This window comes from Pseudanabaena sp. Chao 1811, assembly GCF_027942295.1.
Lineage (GTDB): Bacteria > Cyanobacteriota > Cyanobacteriia > Pseudanabaenales > Pseudanabaenaceae > Pseudanabaena.
In genome coordinates, this window is sequence record NZ_CP101416.1 from 775,376 (window position 1) to 792,761 (window position 17,386).

General features: G+C 42.3%; 23 protein-coding genes. 11 read left to right on the forward strand and 12 right to left on the reverse strand.

Annotation, left to right across the window (positions count from 1 at the left end; genetic code table 11):
- Window positions 1–199: 199 nt before the first annotated feature.
- Entirely contained in the window at window positions 200–523 is a 324-nt protein-coding gene (locus NMG48_RS03680; protein WP_126387680.1) for a phasin family protein, read from the forward strand.
- Window positions 524–608: 85 nt separating this feature from the next.
- Entirely contained in the window at window positions 609–1,445 is an 837-nt protein-coding gene (gene rsmI / locus NMG48_RS03685) for a 16S rRNA (cytidine(1402)-2'-O)-methyltransferase (protein WP_271254032.1), read from the forward strand.
- Between the two features lie 50 nt (window positions 1,446–1,495).
- Here the strand turns inward: rsmI and NMG48_RS03690 are convergent, their stop codons facing one another.
- The 3 genes from NMG48_RS03690 to NMG48_RS03700 form a co-directional block, all read right to left on the reverse strand.
- Window positions 1,496–2,458, reverse strand: a complete 963-nt coding sequence (locus NMG48_RS03690; RefSeq protein ID WP_271254033.1) for an RluA family pseudouridine synthase — start codon at window positions 2,456–2,458, stop codon at window positions 1,496–1,498.
- Window positions 2,459–2,675: 217 nt separating this feature from the next.
- Window positions 2,676–3,185, reverse strand: a complete 510-nt coding sequence (locus NMG48_RS03695; RefSeq protein WP_271254034.1) for a DUF1993 domain-containing protein — start codon at window positions 3,183–3,185, stop codon at window positions 2,676–2,678.
- On the reverse strand, window positions 3,130–3,315 hold the full coding sequence (locus NMG48_RS03700; protein WP_271254035.1) for a hypothetical protein: 186 nt from the start codon (window positions 3,313–3,315) through the stop codon (window positions 3,130–3,132). Before NMG48_RS03700 ends, NMG48_RS03695 begins: the two co-directional genes overlap by 56 nt.
- Window positions 3,316–3,420: 105 nt before the next feature.
- Between NMG48_RS03700 and zds the strand changes: the two genes are divergently transcribed.
- A complete protein-coding gene (gene zds / locus NMG48_RS03705) occupies window positions 3,421–4,824 on the forward strand; it encodes a 9,9'-di-cis-zeta-carotene desaturase (protein WP_271254036.1) in 1,404 nt (467 codons plus the stop codon).
- On the opposite strand, the gene NMG48_RS03710 is transcribed toward zds, so the two are convergent.
- From NMG48_RS03710 to NMG48_RS03720, 3 genes are all read right to left on the reverse strand, one after another.
- Complete coding sequence (locus tag NMG48_RS03710; protein ID WP_271254037.1) at window positions 4,821–5,003, reverse strand: hypothetical protein; 183 nt, start codon at window positions 5,001–5,003, stop codon at window positions 4,821–4,823. The two genes, zds and NMG48_RS03710, sit on opposite strands and share 4 nt — an antisense overlap.
- Before the next feature lie 17 nt (window positions 5,004–5,020).
- Window positions 5,021–5,239: a hypothetical protein gene (locus NMG48_RS03715; protein ID WP_271254038.1), complete on the reverse strand. Its 219-nt coding sequence runs from the start codon at window positions 5,237–5,239 to the stop codon at window positions 5,021–5,023.
- Between the two features lie 112 nt (window positions 5,240–5,351).
- Complete coding sequence (locus tag NMG48_RS03720; protein WP_271254039.1) at window positions 5,352–5,849, reverse strand: gamma carbonic anhydrase family protein; 498 nt, start codon at window positions 5,847–5,849, stop codon at window positions 5,352–5,354.
- Between the two features lie 118 nt (window positions 5,850–5,967).
- Between NMG48_RS03720 and NMG48_RS03725 the strand changes: the two genes are divergently transcribed.
- The 3 genes from NMG48_RS03725 to NMG48_RS03735 are packed head-to-tail and all read left to right on the forward strand — an operon-like array spanning window position 5,968 to window position 8,866.
- Window positions 5,968–7,770 (forward strand): ABC transporter ATP-binding protein, encoded by a 1,803-nt coding sequence (locus NMG48_RS03725; RefSeq protein ID WP_271254040.1) that lies wholly within the window; start codon window positions 5,968–5,970, stop codon window positions 7,768–7,770.
- A gap of 53 nt (window positions 7,771–7,823) precedes the next feature.
- Complete coding sequence (locus tag NMG48_RS03730; protein ID WP_271254041.1) at window positions 7,824–8,408, forward strand: Uma2 family endonuclease; 585 nt, start codon at window positions 7,824–7,826, stop codon at window positions 8,406–8,408.
- A gap of 2 nt (window positions 8,409–8,410) precedes the next feature.
- Window positions 8,411–8,866 (forward strand): DUF29 domain-containing protein, encoded by a 456-nt coding sequence (locus NMG48_RS03735; protein WP_271254042.1) that lies wholly within the window; start codon window positions 8,411–8,413, stop codon window positions 8,864–8,866.
- 169 nt (window positions 8,867–9,035) lie between these two features.
- On the opposite strand, the gene gshA is transcribed toward NMG48_RS03735, so the two are convergent.
- Complete coding sequence (gene gshA / locus NMG48_RS03740; protein ID WP_271254043.1) at window positions 9,036–10,181, reverse strand: glutamate--cysteine ligase; 1,146 nt, start codon at window positions 10,179–10,181, stop codon at window positions 9,036–9,038.
- Between the two features lie 103 nt (window positions 10,182–10,284).
- Entirely contained in the window at window positions 10,285–11,484 is a 1,200-nt protein-coding gene (locus NMG48_RS03745; protein WP_271254044.1) for a DUF3095 domain-containing protein, read from the reverse strand.
- A gap of 279 nt (window positions 11,485–11,763) precedes the next feature.
- Between NMG48_RS03745 and NMG48_RS03750 the strand changes: the two genes are divergently transcribed.
- The 3 genes from NMG48_RS03750 (at window position 11,764) to NMG48_RS03760 (ending at window position 13,163) form a co-directional block, all read left to right on the forward strand.
- Entirely contained in the window at window positions 11,764–12,372 is a 609-nt protein-coding gene (locus NMG48_RS03750) for a Uma2 family endonuclease (RefSeq protein WP_271254045.1), read from the forward strand.
- Window positions 12,373–12,532: 160 nt separating this feature from the next.
- Window positions 12,533–12,820: a hypothetical protein gene (locus NMG48_RS03755; RefSeq protein WP_271254046.1), complete on the forward strand. Its 288-nt coding sequence runs from the start codon at window positions 12,533–12,535 to the stop codon at window positions 12,818–12,820.
- On the forward strand, window positions 12,813–13,163 hold the full coding sequence (locus tag NMG48_RS03760; RefSeq protein ID WP_271254047.1) for a type II toxin-antitoxin system RelE/ParE family toxin: 351 nt from the start codon (window positions 12,813–12,815) through the stop codon (window positions 13,161–13,163). Before NMG48_RS03755 ends, NMG48_RS03760 begins: the two co-directional genes overlap by 8 nt.
- Window positions 13,164–13,339: 176 nt before the next feature.
- On the opposite strand, the gene NMG48_RS03765 is transcribed toward NMG48_RS03760, so the two are convergent.
- Complete coding sequence (locus tag NMG48_RS03765; RefSeq protein ID WP_271254048.1) at window positions 13,340–13,615, reverse strand: hypothetical protein; 276 nt, start codon at window positions 13,613–13,615, stop codon at window positions 13,340–13,342.
- Between the two features lie 346 nt (window positions 13,616–13,961).
- Here NMG48_RS03765 and NMG48_RS03770 point away from each other — a divergent pair, with 346 nt between their 5' ends.
- Window positions 13,962–14,282, forward strand: coding sequence for a hypothetical protein (locus NMG48_RS03770; protein WP_271254049.1), 321 nt, complete (start codon window positions 13,962–13,964; stop codon window positions 14,280–14,282).
- A gap of 53 nt (window positions 14,283–14,335) precedes the next feature.
- Here the strand turns inward: NMG48_RS03770 and NMG48_RS03775 are convergent, their stop codons facing one another.
- The 3 genes from NMG48_RS03775 to guaA form a co-directional block, all read right to left on the reverse strand.
- Complete coding sequence (locus NMG48_RS03775) at window positions 14,336–14,593, reverse strand: type II toxin-antitoxin system RelE family toxin (RefSeq protein WP_271254050.1); 258 nt, start codon at window positions 14,591–14,593, stop codon at window positions 14,336–14,338.
- Window positions 14,590–14,862, reverse strand: coding sequence for a hypothetical protein (locus NMG48_RS03780; protein ID WP_271254051.1), 273 nt, complete (start codon window positions 14,860–14,862; stop codon window positions 14,590–14,592). Before NMG48_RS03780 ends, NMG48_RS03775 begins: the two co-directional genes overlap by 4 nt.
- Before the next feature lie 145 nt (window positions 14,863–15,007).
- The gene (gene guaA, locus NMG48_RS03785) at window positions 15,008–16,558 is read right to left on the reverse strand and encodes a glutamine-hydrolyzing GMP synthase (RefSeq protein ID WP_271255232.1); all 1,551 of its coding nucleotides are present in this window, start codon (window positions 16,556–16,558) and stop codon (window positions 15,008–15,010) included.
- Between the two features lie 239 nt (window positions 16,559–16,797).
- On the opposite strand from guaA, the gene NMG48_RS03790 reads away from it, so the two are divergent.
- Window positions 16,798–17,376 (forward strand): DUF2808 domain-containing protein, encoded by a 579-nt coding sequence (locus NMG48_RS03790; protein WP_271254052.1) that lies wholly within the window; start codon window positions 16,798–16,800, stop codon window positions 17,374–17,376.
- Window positions 17,377–17,386: the final 10 nt, after the last annotated feature.

Genomic DNA, 17,386 nt, shown 5'->3' on the forward strand with positions numbered 1-17,386 from the left:
ATGTCTGTAAACCTCAAAAGTATTGCGATCGCAAGATCTTTACAGCGCTTTGCACTCAAACCCAAACCAAGAAAAAATTTAAAAGTGTTGTAAAGCAACACTTCTGGTTTGTTTAATAGGAAATTGCTGTAAGCCCCTTATTCAATTTGAGGAGTATGATGGAGAGATAGATCGTCTTTTTTAAGGATCGCGTAGGGTTATGGATAGCAATAATTTGCTGAAGCAGTTATTAATGCTTGGTGTCGGTACAACTTCGATTGTGCTGGAAAAGATCAAGGACGCTAGCGAAGATTGGGTCAAGGATGGCAAGATCGATCCAGAGCAAGCCGCAGAGATGTTCAATGATATTGCCGATCGCCTCAAGTCGGAACAGGGAAATTTAGAATCTTTAATTCAGCGTCAAATTCGCAATGTAATGCAGGATTTGGGTGTACCGCGTCAAAATGAAATGGATGAGTTACGGGGAAGAATCGATCGCCTTGAGCGTCAAGTACGCGAATTAGAAAATAAACAGTGGCGCTAGATCAAAACCGAATATTTTTGTTAAAAGTGTTGCAATGCAACACTTTTAACAAAAATATTCGGTTGCTATATATGGATATTAATTAATGGAAGCTTCAGGAATTCTCTATTTGGTGGGAACACCGATTGGTAATTTGGAGGATATGACTTTTCGGGCGATCGCCACGCTTAAACAGGTGGATTTAATTGCTGCTGAAGATACAAGGCATACGGGCAAGCTCCTGCATCACTTTGGGATTGATACCCCCCAAACCAGTTATCACGAACATAATGCCCATAAGCGCGTACCTGAATTAGTCGAGAAATTACAGCAAGGCATGGCGATCGCCTTAGTCACCGATGCGGGGATGCCCGCAATTTCTGACCCCGGAGTAGAACTAGTACAGAGTTGTATTGCCGCAGGGGTGCGCGTAGTCCCCATCCCCGTAGTCACCGCAGGAATTGCGGCTTTGACAGCTTCAGGTTTTGCGACCCAGTATTTTGGCTTTGATGGATTTTTGCCAACGGATAAAAAGGAACGCCGCGATCGCCTAGAAATTTTGCGATCAGAAACTCGCACGATGATTCTCTATGAAGCACCACATCGATTATTACGAACCCTTGAGGATTTAGCCGAGAGTTTTGGCAAAGAAAGACGCATCTCGGTGGCAAGGGAATTAACTAAACTCCATGAGGAATTTTGGCGCGGCTCCATCGAAGAGGCGATCGCTTATTTCACAGATCATGCCCCCAAAGGAGAATTCACATTAGTTTTAGAAGGCGCGAAACCTAGCGAAAAGCCTATATGGACGGAGGAAGTAATTTTAAAAGAGTTGCAAAATTTGATTGATGATGGTATTTCGCGATCGGATGCTAGTCGGCAATTAGCAGAGCTAGCTGATTTACCGCGTCGCCAAATTTATCAGTTAGCACTGACGCTATAGCGATTTTGATTTTGTCTTTCAATCCCCGCATGAAATTATCACTTGATTACTCATCTTTTACGTCGCAAAACCGTCAATAGCTTCTCAAAGCCTTCGGGCAATGGCGCAATATTTTCAATGAGTTCGCCTGAGACTGGATGCGTAAAGGTCAACCGCCATGCATGGAGGGCTTGACCCGAGAGATATTGCGAGACTTCTTTATTGGGATGTCCATAGACAGGATCACCTGCGATCGCCCAGCCCATATATGCCGAATGCACTCGAATTTGATGGGTGCGTCCCGTTTCCAACTCAAATTTAATGAGAGTGTAATTGCCTAAGCGTTCCTTAATTTGCCAATGGGTAATGGCTTTGCGCCCATTTTCGACTACTGCCATTTTTTTGCGATCGCTACGATGTCTAGAGATCGCCGCATCAATTACTCCTGATTCGCCCCCTAATTGACCTTTAGGAACTCCGCGCACAATTCCTAAATATTCCCGTCGTGCTGTTTTTGCCTGTATCTGAGCCTGCAAATCCTGATGAGCGCGATCATTTTTCGCCACCACCATCACGCCACTTGTATCTTTATCTAAACGATGCACGATGCCCGGACGTTGAGTTCCATTTATACCTGATAGTTCCTTACAATGGGCTAAGAGAGCATTAACTAAAGTTCCATCGCTATGCCCTGCGGCAGGATGTACTACCAGTCCCGCAGGTTTATTAATGACAATCAAATGCTCGTCTTCGTAGAGAATATCTAAGGGAATCTCTTGAGCAATTAAATCTAGAGGTGTTGCTGCTGGGGTGATTAACTGAATGCGATCGCCTGCCTTGATTAAGTCCTTTTTGTTATTACAATTAACATCATTAACGGTGACATAACCTTCATTAATTAAGTCTTGTATTCGCGATCGCGATAGATCAGTATGCTTTGCTAAAAAGCGATCAATACGTTCTGGTTTAGTAAGATCGCGTGATACTTCAATCAAATTAATATTATTTTCTATAGAACTTATCGTTAAACTCATGGAAATTTATTTATGGAGCATCTAGAGATAGGGAGACAAATATTAAACCCCTAAGAGATTTGTTATGGTTGGGCAAATAATTAAGTTAGGACTTACGCAGTGCTAACGAATTTACTGGGTTTTGAGTGGATATGGCGCGGGCAAAGCCCGCGCCATATCCACTCGATGCGTAAGTCCTAATATTTTAAAAAATATTTTAAAAAATATGCTTAGCGGCTTACTGAGGAGCGCCTAAGAAATCACGCTTGCCTAACTCCACACCATTATGTCTGAGAATGTCATAGGCAGTCGTCACATGGAAATAGACATTTGGCAAAATGAAGAACAATAAATAGGCTTCTCCTGTAAAAGTCATGGTCTCCTTGCCAACGGGTAAAGTAATTACCTTCTCTTCCGAACCATCAATCTGTTCAGGAGTAAAAGTCTCGATAAAAGCGACCACATTTTTCAGGCGATCGCCTAATTCTGCAAATGTAGTTTCCTTATCTTCTATTGCTGGTGCTTCCACACCCACTAATCTTGCAACACCACGTCTAGCAATGTCTGAAGCGATCTGCACTTGGCGACTGAGAGGAAACATATCAGGATACAATCGACTGGCAATTAGTACAGCAGGATCAATTTTTTTGGTTTCCGCATGGGCTGCTCCCTTTTCGAGAATGGAGACTAAATTATTTAGCGATCGCACTAGGGAAGGAACCGCAACCTGATACATCGAAATGGTCATTAATACCTCTCCAGTTTCTTAATAAATTAATCTTTGTAACTTGCCTATCACTATAACCGATCTCGCCATTGATCCCGAAGCAACGAGAAAATCCAAGCACAACGGAGGATTTGGATTTTTGTTTTGTCATAGTCAAAATGAAAATCCCAAATCCTAATTTCCAACGGGACGATCCAAACAAGATTACAATATGTTAAGCAAACTTAACGACGGTAAGGGTCGAGCATAACAAAAGATGAAAGCAGCGATTATTGGTGCAGGCTTAGCTGGTATGAGTACTGCCGTAGAACTCAGTGAGCAGGGCTATGAAGTAGAACTTTTTGAATCCCGTCCCTTTGTCGGAGGCAAGGTCAGCAGTTGGCTAGACAAAGATGGCAACCATATCGAGATGGGCTTGCATGTATTTTTTGGCTGCTATTACAACCTCTTTGCGCTGATGAAAAAGACAGGAGCCTTCGAGCATCTTCGCCTCAAGGAACATACACATATTTTCGTTAATCCCGGTGGCGCACAGGCTGCCCTAGATTTTCGTAACTTTGGTGGTGCACCTTTTCATGGTTTAAAGGCATTTGTGACCACAGGACAGTTACCACTTAAGGACAAAATCCAAAATGCGATCGCGATCGGGCGGAGTCCCTTGATTCGCGGCTTAGTCGATCATGTTGGCGCAATGAAAGAAATCCGCGCCCTTGACAACATTAGCTTCAAAGATTGGTTTTTGGGCATGGGTGGATCGCAAGCGAGCCTTGACCTGATGTGGGATGCGATCGCCTATGGTTTAGGTTTCATCGACTGCGAAAATATTTCGGCTAGATGTATGCTCACCATCTTCCAATTCTTTGCATCCCGCACCGAAGCTTCCATTTTGAGAATGCTCGAAGGTTCTCCCGATGTGTTTTTACATCAGCCGATTGTGAAGCATATTGAATCTAAGGGCGGTAAGTTCCATTTGCGTCGTGGCGTGCGTGAAGTTCTGTTTGAAGGGGAAGGCGAAGATACTCGCGTCACTGGCTTGATTGTCGGTAAAGAAGATGGCGAAGAAGTCGTCACTGCCGATGTCTATATTTGTGCCACGGATATCCCAGGGGTGAAGCGGATTATCCCTGAGAAATGGCGGGTATGGTCGCAGTTTGACAATATCTATAAGCTTGATGCTGTGCCAGTCATTACGGTACAACTGCGCTTTGATGGTTGGGTAACGGATATTGATAACTTGCTCTATGCTGTGAAAGTCGATTTCTCGACCTTTGCGGATTTGGCGATTACTAGCCCCACTGACTACTACAAAGAAGGCGAAGGCTCTCTATTGCAGTTAGTAATTACCCCTGCGGATGATTACATTAAGCTTAGCAATGAAGCGATCGTCGAGAAGATGATTGCTCAAGTGCATCAGATTTTCCCATCTTCTAATAAGTTGAATGTCACTTGGTCGAGCGTGGTCAAACTCGCCCAGTCCCTCTATCGTGAAGCCCCCGGCAAAGATCCCTTCCGTCCCGATCAGGCAACTCCTGTAAAGAATTTCTTCCTTGCAGGTAGCTACACGATGCAGGACTACATCGATAGTATGGAAGGTGCAACTCTATCGGGTCGGATGTGCGCGGCAGAAGTAATTAAGAGCAAACAACTTGCTAAAGTCTAAACAAGAAGCGCCGCAATGCGGCGCTTCTTGTTTATTAGACCTTGCAGATCTCCTTTCAATAATTCGTAGTCTGGAGGATATTGCAATGGATCTTCTTCAATGATTTTCAGCAGTTGTAAAACTTTGTCTTTCAATCCACTAGAAGCAAGCTTTTTCGCATCTTTTTGAGCTTGTGTCATGAAAATTAATTTGTACATTACCAGTCTAGTTCATCTAAAGTTAAGCCTTGATCAATAGATTCAGAGCGACCTTCTTGAATACTTTGAACCATTCCTTCAATTCCTCTTAGGTATTCATCATCACTGACATAAATAGATTGTTCTATAATCTTCACTTCGTCCTTAGAGAAATGAGCAAGTAACCATAGAAATTTGTCACTAATGCTGTCGTCAATTTTTAAGGTAATTGTTCGCATAAACTAACTACGAAGTTTTCTATATTTACTTTTGCAGTAAAGTTTTATTTTTTGTATCCTAGCATTTTTATCCTATCTCATTTATATTCCTGCCGAAGGCAGGAATATAAATTTAAATGTGTAACAGCGATAGCTGGTAATAATTTTCAGCGTGGGCGATCGCATCTTGTTGTTCTGCTTCTGAAAGTTCGCGCATTACTTTTGCTGGCACACCTGCCACCACCACACCCGCAGGCACATCTTTAGTCACTACGGCTCCCGCGCCGACAATACTACCTGCACCAATTTTCACACCTTCGAGTAGAATCGCGCCCATGCCAATTAAGCAACCTCTCCCTATTTCGGAACAATGAATTACGGCTCGATGCCCGATGGTTACATAATCGCCGATCGCTAAAGGTTTGTCGGGATCGCCGTGGATGATTGTGCCATCTTGAATATTGGTGCAGTAGCCAATATCCATACGGTTGACATCGGCTCTGATGACGACTTTGTACCAAATATTTACGCGATCGCTAAGATGCACATCGCCAACCACTACCGCATCATTGGCAATAAAAGCGGCTTTACTGAGATCGGGAATGGGAAGTTGAGAATAGGGAAGACGCATATTTACTGACTTTTTCTAAAATAATAGGAGATAATTTGCCCACAAAGCGGGCAAATTATCTCCTATTGCGAATCACCCTCCTATAATAATGATTAATTCTGCTGCTAATTCATAATCTATGTCACCATCTCCAGCTTCTGACCAAGCCCCGACCCAGACTACAGATTTATTGCTTTCGGTATGCAACTTGCAAGTTAACTTCCGTGGCGATGAGGGACTCGTCCATGCTGTCAAAAATATTTCTTTCGAGCTTGCTCAAGGTCAAACCCTTGGCATTGTCGGCGAATCTGGTTCTGGCAAATCGGCAACAGCTTTGGCAATTATGGGATTGCTAGGAGAATCAGGCAAAATTACTAACGGGCAGGTGCTATTTCGTCCCAAGGGTAGCCATCCCGTAGATCTGGTGCGCGTGTCGCCTCAGAAAATGCTGCAATATCGCGGCGATCGCATGGCGATGGTATTTCAGGAACCCATGACTTCGCTCAATCCTTTGTTTACCTGCGGCTATCAGGTCATCGAAGCGATTCAAATGCATCAGAAAGTTTCTAAGGAGGAAGCAGAGACTCGCACGATCCAGTTATTTAATGAGGTACAATTACCCAATCCTGAGCAATTAATCGAACGCTATCCCCATGAGCTTTCTGGCGGACAATTGCAACGGGTGATGATTGCGATGGCGATTTCCTGCAACCCTCAGTTGATCATTGCCGATGAACCGACTACGGCGCTCGATGTAACCGTACAGGCGGCGATTTTGGAACTGCTCAAGGAAATTCAGCGATCGCGCCAGATGTCGATGATTTTTATTACCCATGATTTAGGGATTTTGGCAGAGATTGCCGATCATGCGATCGTCATGAACCAAGGGGAAATTGTGGAATCAGGGGATACGCAATCGATCTTCCAAAGCCCCAAACATCCCTATACCAAAGGCTTGATTGCTTGCCGTCCTCAACCCGATCGCCAGTTGCGCTTGTTACCAACGGTCAGCGACTTTATGGAATTACAAAATGGCGTAATCGTTGAGAAAGAACCATCCGATCCGCGCTATTTAGAAGTTGTTCCACCCGAAGAAACGGCGGCGCGGTTGAGTGAACTCCAAAAGCAAGAACCACTTCTCTCTGTGCAAAATCTAAGAATTGAATTCCCTATTCGTAGCATTTTAGGCTTAAAAAAACGCTATCTCGTTGCAGTTAATAATATTAGTTTCGATGTCTATCCGGGGGAAACCCTTGGGCTTGTGGGTGAGTCGGGCTGTGGGAAAACAACGACGGGACGGGCTATTTTAGGCTTAACCAATTCTGTGATGGGTTCCGTTAAGTTTGAAGGTAGAGAAATCTCTAAACTTAAGGGTGAGGCTCTTCAGAATTTACGCTGTGATTTGCAGGTGGTATTCCAAGATCCCTATGGTTCACTCAATCCAAGGATGTCCGTTGGTGATGCGATCGCCGAGCCATTGATTGTCCATAGTCATCAAGAACGCTTTCACCGCTATCGTAAAGCCGAAGCGAGAAAAGAAAGAGTTGCCTATTTGTTAGAGCGGGTGGGCTTGACCGCAAGTGCCATGCGCCGCTATCCCCATGAATTCTCAGGTGGTCAACGCCAACGCATCTGCATCGCTAGAGCCTTAGCTCTCAATCCCAAATTAATCGTTGCCGATGAACCTGTTTCCGCCCTTGATGTTTCCGTACAGGCACAGGTTCTCAATTTATTAAAGGAACTACAAGCGGAATTTGGATTAACCTATATTTTTATTTCCCATGATCTCGGTGTAGTTAAATTTATGAGCGATCGCATTATGGTGATGAACAAAGGCGCGATCGTCGAACTAGATACCGCCGAATCTATCTATACCAATCCTCAACAGGAATATACCCAAAAGCTAATTAGTGCGATTCCTAAAGCTTTAGTATCCTCATAGTTAAGACATACCGCCATTCTCATCACCACAAACATTATTTTGGATAGAAAGCCATGCTAACACTAAAAAAAAAATATTCGCTTACGGAATACTTTGAGCGTGAAATTCTTGCCGAAACTAGAAATGAATATATTGACGGAGAAATTGTTGAAATGACTGGTGGTACACCAACCCATAACACCCTTGTTGTCAACTTATTATCTATCCTGCATATATCTTTGCCTGACCCATATAGGGTCTTCGTAACCGATCAGCGTCTCTGGATTCCTGCTCAACGTATTGCGACATACCCTGATGTGATGGTCATTGCTGAACCTTTTTCATATCAAGAAGGTCGCAAGGATACTTTAGTTAACCCTGTTTTGATTGCCGAAGTTTTATCTCCATCAACAGCAAACTATGATCGTAGTGGTAAATTTGCCGCTTTTCGGACTATTCCTAGTTTCCAAGAATATTTGCTGATTGCTCAAGATCGCATCTATGTAGAGCATTTTTATAAAGAAGGCGATCGCTGGATCTTTGCAGCCTATGAGAGGGATGAGACAATTTCTCTGCAATCCGTTGATTTAGCGATCGCCACAACTGCCATATATAAGCGTGTTAACTTTGAACTAGAAGCATCAGCATCGGAGCAGTAATCATGACACAAGCAGTTAAATCTCCATCACTCTATGAACAGGATATTTTACTCTGGGTTGAGGAAACAGTTGCTAAACTCAAAGCCCATGATTTTGAGAATTTAGATTTGGAGAATTTAATCGAAGAGGTAGAATCTTTGGGGATTTCGCAGAAAAAAGAATTGATTAGTCGCTTAATTACTTTACTGGAACATTTGCTAAAGCGTCTTTATGTTGATCTTCCCTATGACTATAATGGATGGGAACGTACAATCCGTAATCAGCGCAATGGTCTTCAGGTTTTGCTAAAACAAGTGCCAAGCCTAAAAACTCGGTGGCATGACAGCTTTACTGATGCTTGGGAGATTGCCCTTAAAACTGTGCGTGAAGAATATCAACAAGTAGACTTTCCTGATCAATGGCAATTTGATCAGGAAATAGAAACTATGCTCAACAATCGCTTTTGGGAACAGGAATAGAAATTACAGCGCTTTGCGCTTACTTAAAACCCAGAAATATTTTTGAAAGCAGCGCTTAGTGCCGCTTTCAAAAATATTTCTGGGCTACTCAATGTACTAAGGGTTCTGTGATTTAATAAACCAAAATTTTTATGGCGCGGCGAAGCCGCGCCATAAAAATTTTGGTTTATTAGATTAGTAATAGAGCTTCTGCTAGTTCCTTATCCATTTTTTCGGCACTGGCGATCGCATCGGTCATGATTTGGCGAGGACTAAGCCCGTTATGATAAGCCGCTAGCCAACGTTGTGCTTCATTGCCCTGTTCGAGGATTTTCTTCAAGGGCGAGAGAAAACACCACACACCCGAATCCTTAGCTCGCGATCGCAATTCTTCGTAAAGATTAGATACCCACTCCCGCGCCGTAATCTCTTCACCTGTCTGCCAATGGGTTAACACAGCATCAAGACTATTAGTAGCTGCGGCGATTTCATTGCGATCGGCAATTTCCGCAAGTTCACTCGGCGTAAATTTACTAGAATTAGGCGCAAGTGGATCGAGAGATGAGCCAATTCCTGCTTCCAGAAATTGAGTGAGGCGCATTTCTAAAAGTGAAGTGATTGCTAATAGAGCCACAGGATCTATAACAAGATCGGAAATTCGTAATTCTAAGCGATTGAGGTTATAGGGACGATTGTCGCCATTGGGACGTACCGATGACCAGAGATGGCGCACATTTTGCATCGTTCCCAATTGCAATTGCTGCTCTGTCCATTCCACAAAATGATGATGATCGCGGAATAGAGGAACTTCCTTTGGTGTTTTAGGAAACATTTGCCAACGGGAAGAATGGAAACCAGTTGCCTTGCCATTGAGAAAAGGAGAAGCGGCACTGAGAGCTAGATAGAGAGGTGCTTCAAGACGAATGAGGCGACAGGCGGCAATTAATAGCTCTAAATCAGGAATCCCAACATTAATATGAATACTAGCAGTGACTACATCCGTACCATAGGTCTGCTCAATATAGGTGTGATAGGGATTATTAGGATCGGAGCGATAGAAATGATCGGTTCCCCCCAGAGCCAGCGTACTCCCCGGCATCAAGGTGTAATCGCCCAGCGATCGCAAATAGCTGCGTAGTTTTTGGCGTGGTTCCACCAAAGCCATCAGTAATGGCTCATATTTGAGAAAAGGTGGAGTGATGTATTCGACATTGCGGCTATCGGGTTCGCGCACAAACCCATGCAGATTTGCCACGATGCGATCGCTAAAGCCAATCACATCCCCCGTTGGTGTAGAGGTATATATTTCTACTTCAAAGCCTTTAGATAAAAGCACGGGAGGTTTCCTTTTGCTATAGACACTATCTATTAGCGTACCCTGCAATGCGATCGCTTTAAAGATGCCTTAGGGTATACAACTTTTGACATTGCTTTGTGCTTTAACTTTTCATCAGTTCCTTCATCTGCTTGGCGGCTAGGGCATAGCCCCCATCAGCCCCATCCACAAAATGTACTTGCCGACCATCGCGTTCAAAAACTAAGCAGGTCATCAATGCGCGATCGGATATGTGAAAACCATATACTAGCCGCCCCTCTTGAAACTTTTTCTCTAAATAATCAGTTAATTTTTGCCGCTGTTTGGTTCTACCAGAAATAACCATTCGCAATACATCATCAAATTTTTTGAAGTCCGTGGCTTCCGAGACAATCTGCTTGTAATCACCCCAATTAAAGTTTCCTGTCTTGATATTAAAAGTCATCAGCAGTAGTCCTAACAAATTAATCATACGGATTTTCCATAGATATAAAGTTTGTTTGATCCACCCCTGAGAAGCTTCAAAAACTCTCGTTTCCGATAATAAACTTTTCCCTCGAAAAGCAAGTTGTAGATTCTCTGTCACAACAGGATGGCATTCTGTACCTTGCCCATAGATGCGATCGATCTGGTTAATTACTTCACGATAGAGATTGTCGATTTGTGTCTGGCTGGGTGCGGTCACTTGCACAATTAAGCTTAAGATTTCCTCATGGCGAGTGGGGATATCTTGCCATCGGCATTCTAAACCAGAGAAATCAGCGATCGCATATTTATGATTCAGCTTAGGGCTGTATAAATCCGTTGTTGCCTTGTCCTTAACTAATCTTGTTGCATAACTAATACCTCCACCCCTGATAATTGCTTGAGTATAGTTGTCGGAGATCCGCAACTTAGCAATTTTGACATCATAGCTTGAGGTAATTGCGTCCAATGGAACAATGCCAGTGCGTAGGATCAGGTTAAATTCCTCATTAGCCATTTTTTGAACTGCTAATAAGGCACGTTCAGCATCGGGAATAAATTTGGGAGGAATCAGAAGCGAGGCTCCATCACCACCAAATACAAAGGGAATCTCTAAGTCTCCAACTAAGTTCAAAATAACAATAATCGAACAAGCCCCTAAAAGATTGACATCCTTATACCTCCCTGCTTCGATCGCTTTTGTGGAATCGGCAATATCAGTAATAATTACAGCCCAGTCTTTAGGAACTGCATAAAAATTTTCACTATGAGTAATATCTACAAAATTTTCAAGTACAGGTAGATTCGCATAAAAGTCTTCATTATCAGTATTCTGTTGTTGAGAGCTTTGAATACTCATATCTATAATCCTAAATGCGAAGGGCGATTCAGTTGATTTTATCAATAAAAATACGGGTAAAAGTAACCGCCACTTGGCGGCTGTTTACGCTCCTTCCACAACAGTGCTTAAAATGAAGTACGGGATTGTTTTTCCGCCTTCGGCGGAAAAACAATCCTTTGTATCACGCTTGATTGAAAAGCGCTATATACTAAATGCTAAGGTATCGCCTTCAGTACGAGACCTTAGCTAGCACTACCCAAAATATTTCGGCTTTACGTCAATCTTTGAGGTGTCACTATGACCCAAGCCCTAAGTCGCCCCACTACATCCAGAGAACAAGATCGCGATCAACACCTTATCTATTCAGGTATCACTTGGGAGCAGTTTAAGCTGATCCAAGCAGGTTTTGCCAATTCTACGGGGGTACGACTTTTTTATTATCAAGAAACTATTGAAATCATTATGCCAGGACGCGCTCACGAAACAGTCAGCCGATTTATTTGTGTTCTACTAAGTATCTTTTGTATAGAAAATAATATCGAGTTTGAGCCAACAGGTTCAATGACTCAACAGCGTGAGGGGGAAGTTTCGGTTGAACCAGATGAATCGTACTGTTTTGGAACATCGAAGCCCACTCCTGACTTAGTAATCGAAGTTGTTTTTACTAGTGGCAGTCCTAAGAAGTTACAACGTTATCAAGCTTTAGAGATTCCTGAAGTATGGTTTTGGCAAGATGGCATATTTAGTCTCTATCGTTTACGAGATCGCACCTATGAAGTGATTTCCCAGAGCGAGATTCCAGAGCTTGCAGGTTTAGATATAGAGTTATTGACCCGCTGCGTCTCAATGGCACAAACTTCCCGATTAGAAGCAGCAAATACTTTTCGTAATGCTCTTAAAAAGTAAGGGATACTGAATTTTATAATAGGTATAAGCATTCCAGAGCGATCGCGCCATCACCAATAAATTTCCTGCTCGCTAAGGTAAGAAAACCGACAAGATCAGCGATCGCACTATATTCCTAAGTATGTTAGCTTTATATGTAATTTTGAACTGAGGTTAAGCCATGTTAACTACAGAGACTTCTAAACAAATAAATGTTAGACAGGCGTTAATCCAAGAAATTGATCAGACTTCAGATTATCTTTTAAGCGAAGTTCTAGACTTTCTTTTGTTTATTAGAGCTAAACATTCGCCAGTACAGATGGAAATACAAACAGATGTTGGTGAATTAGTAGAAGATTATGATGATCCTAAAGAAAAAATCTTAGAAGATCTGCGTCAGTCTTTAGAAGATGTTAAAGCAGGTAGAGTTCACGATATTTCTGAACTTTGGGATGGCATTGATGTCTAGTAATGATTCCAAATTGAAGATTCAGTTTACGGATGTTTTTAAGCGTCAAGTTCGAGATTTAGCAAAGCGCTATAGACGGATTAAATTAGATCTTCAACCAGTTTTAGATCAACTCCAAAGTGGTGACTTAGTTGGCGATCAAGTTCAAGGTACTGGATATACAGTATTTAAAGTTCGCATTAAAAATAGTGATATTCAGAAAGGTAAAAGTGGCGGCTATAGATTGATTTACTATATTAAAACCTCTGAGAATATTTTATGTGTTTTGATTTACTCGAAATCTGATGAGGACAATGTAACATCATTAGAAATCAAGAAAATCATTCAAGAATTTTATGATTAATGACTAAAATTATAATAATTTACTGCCAATTACTCACCCAAATTCGATAATGATCGCCCACAGATTAGCCCCTCATCAGCAAATTTCCTGTTCGCTAAAGTATTCGATTTTGTTCAAAAATTAGGTGCGTTACTTTTCATTAACGCACCCTACAAGATAGGCGATCACACTAAACATTAACCACCTCCTGCTGCACCAATTATAAATAGGATACCAAATACAATAAGTGATAAAAGAATCCACCCTCCCCCAAGTCCCCAAATTATTTGCACAATAGGTGGAAGCATCTGCCAAACTTGAGGGAGAAAACGGCTGACTCCTTGACCAATAAGTAAAAAAACAAGTAGAACTAATACTACTACTGTCCTATGTTTCTTTGGTATGAGTTCTAGTATCCACCAAAGAACTCCAACAGTAAGAAGTATTAAAAGTATAAATCCTTGTCCTTCCATATAGAAACTATAACTTGAACTTGATTGTGGATACTTATTCTTGCCTTTTACAATTGATAAGTAAAGCGGAAAAAGACGGGTATATAAAAATTTGCTTCAAGACGGGAAAAGGCGGAGAAAGACAGATATAATCGGGATTGAGGATTTATGGCTTTGTAAGTATGGACGTTAAAGAATTGCTGAAGTTTGTTGATGAGAGTATGTTTGCGAAGACGGGGAAAAGACTTAATGATTTGCAGCGTCAGGTGATTGAGGGGGCGCTAAACCACCAAAAATAGTAGATATAGCCGAATCCTTTGAAAGGAGTGAAGGTCATGTTAAAGATACTGGTTATGAGCTTCTGCAAATGCTTTCAGATATTTTTGAAGAACCAGTTAAGAAAGGGAATCTTAAATCTGTTGTAGAAAGACAGAGAAGTATAACTTTTAACGTTAGCGATGGAAGTATGGGGAATATTGCTGATGTTATCCATTGCGTAAATTTCAATAGCGATTCTAAATCCAAATCAAATCAAGTTCCATTAGAAAAATCTGATTCTCAAAGAGAGAAGCAAATAGCCAAAATCAAGAAACTACGCGATCGCGGCTTAACTGATGATGAAATTGCTGAATTGTTAGAGATCCCTTTAGAATCAATTATAGGTATAAATTTAGAAGAATCTGCTTAGTTCTTAAATCAATTAGCATCATTCGCTACATAACAAGCGATCACCTCACCTAATTACTGGTAAACATCCCTACGATGACCAATTTTAAGCACTAAAATTAACAGTTGATTATCCTGAATAGAGTAGATGATGCGATAGTTCCCCACCCTAATACGATAAAGATTATCTTCACCTACCAGCTTAACCACACCATCAGGACGCGGAACCTCAGCTAAAGCATCAATCTTTATCTTTATCCTTTGCTTCTCTTCAGTGGATAGAGCTTTTAACTGTTTGGCAGATTGTTTTACAAACTCAATACGATACGTCATAGACCAATCTCAGCCTTGAGACTTTCCCAAGAGATAGTACCTTCAGAATCAATAGATGCTAGAGCAGCTTTAGCATCTTCAATATCCTCGTAATCTTCATCAGCTTCATAGTTGCCAGCATTTATATTCAAAACAGCTTGTGAATGTTTTGCTCTCACAAATAAGAGAAAGTCTAAAACTTCACTTAAAACACTATCTGAAGTTAGTTCAATTTCTTGAATTAGAGATCGTCTAATATCGCTTTGAGTTGAAGTTTCTGTAGTTATCATCACTTTACATCTCTCGCATATTTTAGTTTCTAAAATCTTAGCAAATTCTAACAGTAGATTGATTGTATTAAAAACAATATCTGTATTGCGATCGCATTAAAGCTCTCAATAAAAAAGGGACGCGATGCGCCCCCTTCTATTTAATTTATTCCCATTCAATCGTGCCAGGGGGCTTAGACGTAATATCTAGCACCACGCGATTGACACCTTCTACTTCATTGACAATGCGATTGGAAATAGTTTCCAATAGCTCATAGGGAACCCTTGCCCAATCCGCAGTCATGCCATCCTCGCTACTGACTAGACGTAAAACCACAGGATGGGAATAAGTGCGCTTGTCACCCATTACCCCAACACTGCGAACCGTTGGTAATAGTACCGCAAAGGCTTGCCAGAGATTATTGTATTGACCTGCACGATTGATTTCCTGACGCACGATCAGATCGGCATCGCGTAAAGTATTCAATCTCTCGCTGGTAATTTCACCAATGATCCGAATTGCTAATCCCGGACCAGGGAAAGGCTGACGCTTGACAATCTCTTCAGGAAGACCAAGGGCAGTACCGACCTTCCGCACTTCATCCTTAAATAGTTTACGAAGAGGTTCCACAAGCGTGAAACGTAGATTTTCGGGCAAACCACCGACATTGTGGTGACTCTTGATTTTGACAGCAACACGTTTACCCGTAGCAGGATCGACGTTGGTATCCGCAGATTCAATCACATCGGGATAGAGCGTCCCTTGAGCGAGAAAGTCAAATGGTCCTAAACGGCTGGATTCCTCTTCAAAGACATTGATAAATTCACCGCCAATGATCTTGCGCTTTCGTTCGGGATCGGTAACTCCTTTTACCTTTTCAAGGAATCTTTCGCGAGCATTGACATATTCCACATGAATATGGAACTGCTCCTCAAACAGCTTGACAAGTCGCTCAGGTTCTAGCTTCCGCATGAAGCCTTGATCAATAAACATACAGGTGAGTTGATCGCCGATCGCTTTATGTAGCAAGAAGGCAAGTGTGGAAGAGTCCACCCCACCTGAGAGGGCTAGCAAAACGCGCTTAGTCCCAACCTGTTCGCGGATTTCACGAATCGCATTTTCGATAAAGGCATCGGTAGTCCAGCTTGGTTCGCATTGGCAAATGTGATAAACAAAGTTGCGAATCATTGCCATGCCACCTGCGGAATGTACTACCTCAGGATGGAATTGCACACCATATAGCTTTTTGACATGATCAGCGATCGCAGCACAGGGAGTATTTGCCGTATGGGCAAGCACTTCAAATCCTTTAGGCAAATCCACTACGGAGTCGCCATGACTCATCCACATGGTGATCCCTGTATCCACATTAGTGAGTAGATCCGTGGGATCGTCGATTTGTAATTCTGCTTTGCCATATTCCCCGCGATCAGCGCGTTCGACAGTGCCGCCGAGCTGTTTCGCCATTAGCTGCATTCCATAGCAAACGCCTAAAACAGGAATACCTAAATCGAAAATCTTAGGGTCGCATTGTGGCGCACCTTCATCGTAAACAGAACTGGGACCACCTGACAAGATAATCCCTTTAATATTTGATTTCAGCAATTTTTCGGCTGAAGTGTGATAGGGTAAAACCTCGGAATAAACTTGTGTCTCACGGATACGTCGAGCAATTAGCTCCGAGTACTGAGACCCGAAATCAAGAATAGCAATCATGGAACGAGTGATTTTATTGGCTGTGGTACTATCAGAACTTGTGCTAGCTGAATCTATACTAGATGAAAGCGCACCTTCAAGATTGAGTACGGCATTCGATGATGTTGGGGGGGAAGAAACCACAGTAGATACCTCTATCTTAATGAGATAGCATTTAATGAGAGTGTCAGGCTTTCGTTAAGCCTATCGCTGCGAAAAAAGTAGCTATTCGTACAATGCTAGCAAAATGGTACGTGTTTATGTATAAAAAAGTTATGATAGCGATCGCATTGCTACCAATTTTAGGGTTTCCAGTTTCAGGATTGCCGATTTTGGAAGCAGGAGCAGTGCAGTTGCGGGATGGTAAGACTTATTTCTTGCATTTACCAACCTTCCTAGAGGCTGAATCAACCGTAAATGTGATCTATGCGCGGAATGCCACTTATTATTTCAAGATCGCGCTTCCCCAGAGTATGGGAGAAAACTTACAAAGGCTGGAAATAGTTCAATCAGAAGGTTTTGAGACGCTTGACTTTCGGCTTGATGAAACAATTGCCTATTTGCAACCCTCCTCAGGCGATCGCATTGCTGTTTCTGGTAAAGCTGAAATTCTCCAAAATCAGGATCGCGATCAAAGGAAAATTGTCATTACTTTTGATCCCCCAATTCCTGCTAATGGTGAGCTTAATCGCCAACTAGTAGTCGGACTAAGACCAATTCGCAATCCCCGTTATGATGGGGTCTATTTATTTGGAGTCTCTGCATCTCCGCAAGGCGATCGCCCTAACACCCAATTTCTGGGCTATGGCAGATTAAACTTCTATGATCCCTTCCGCTAAATAATTCTGC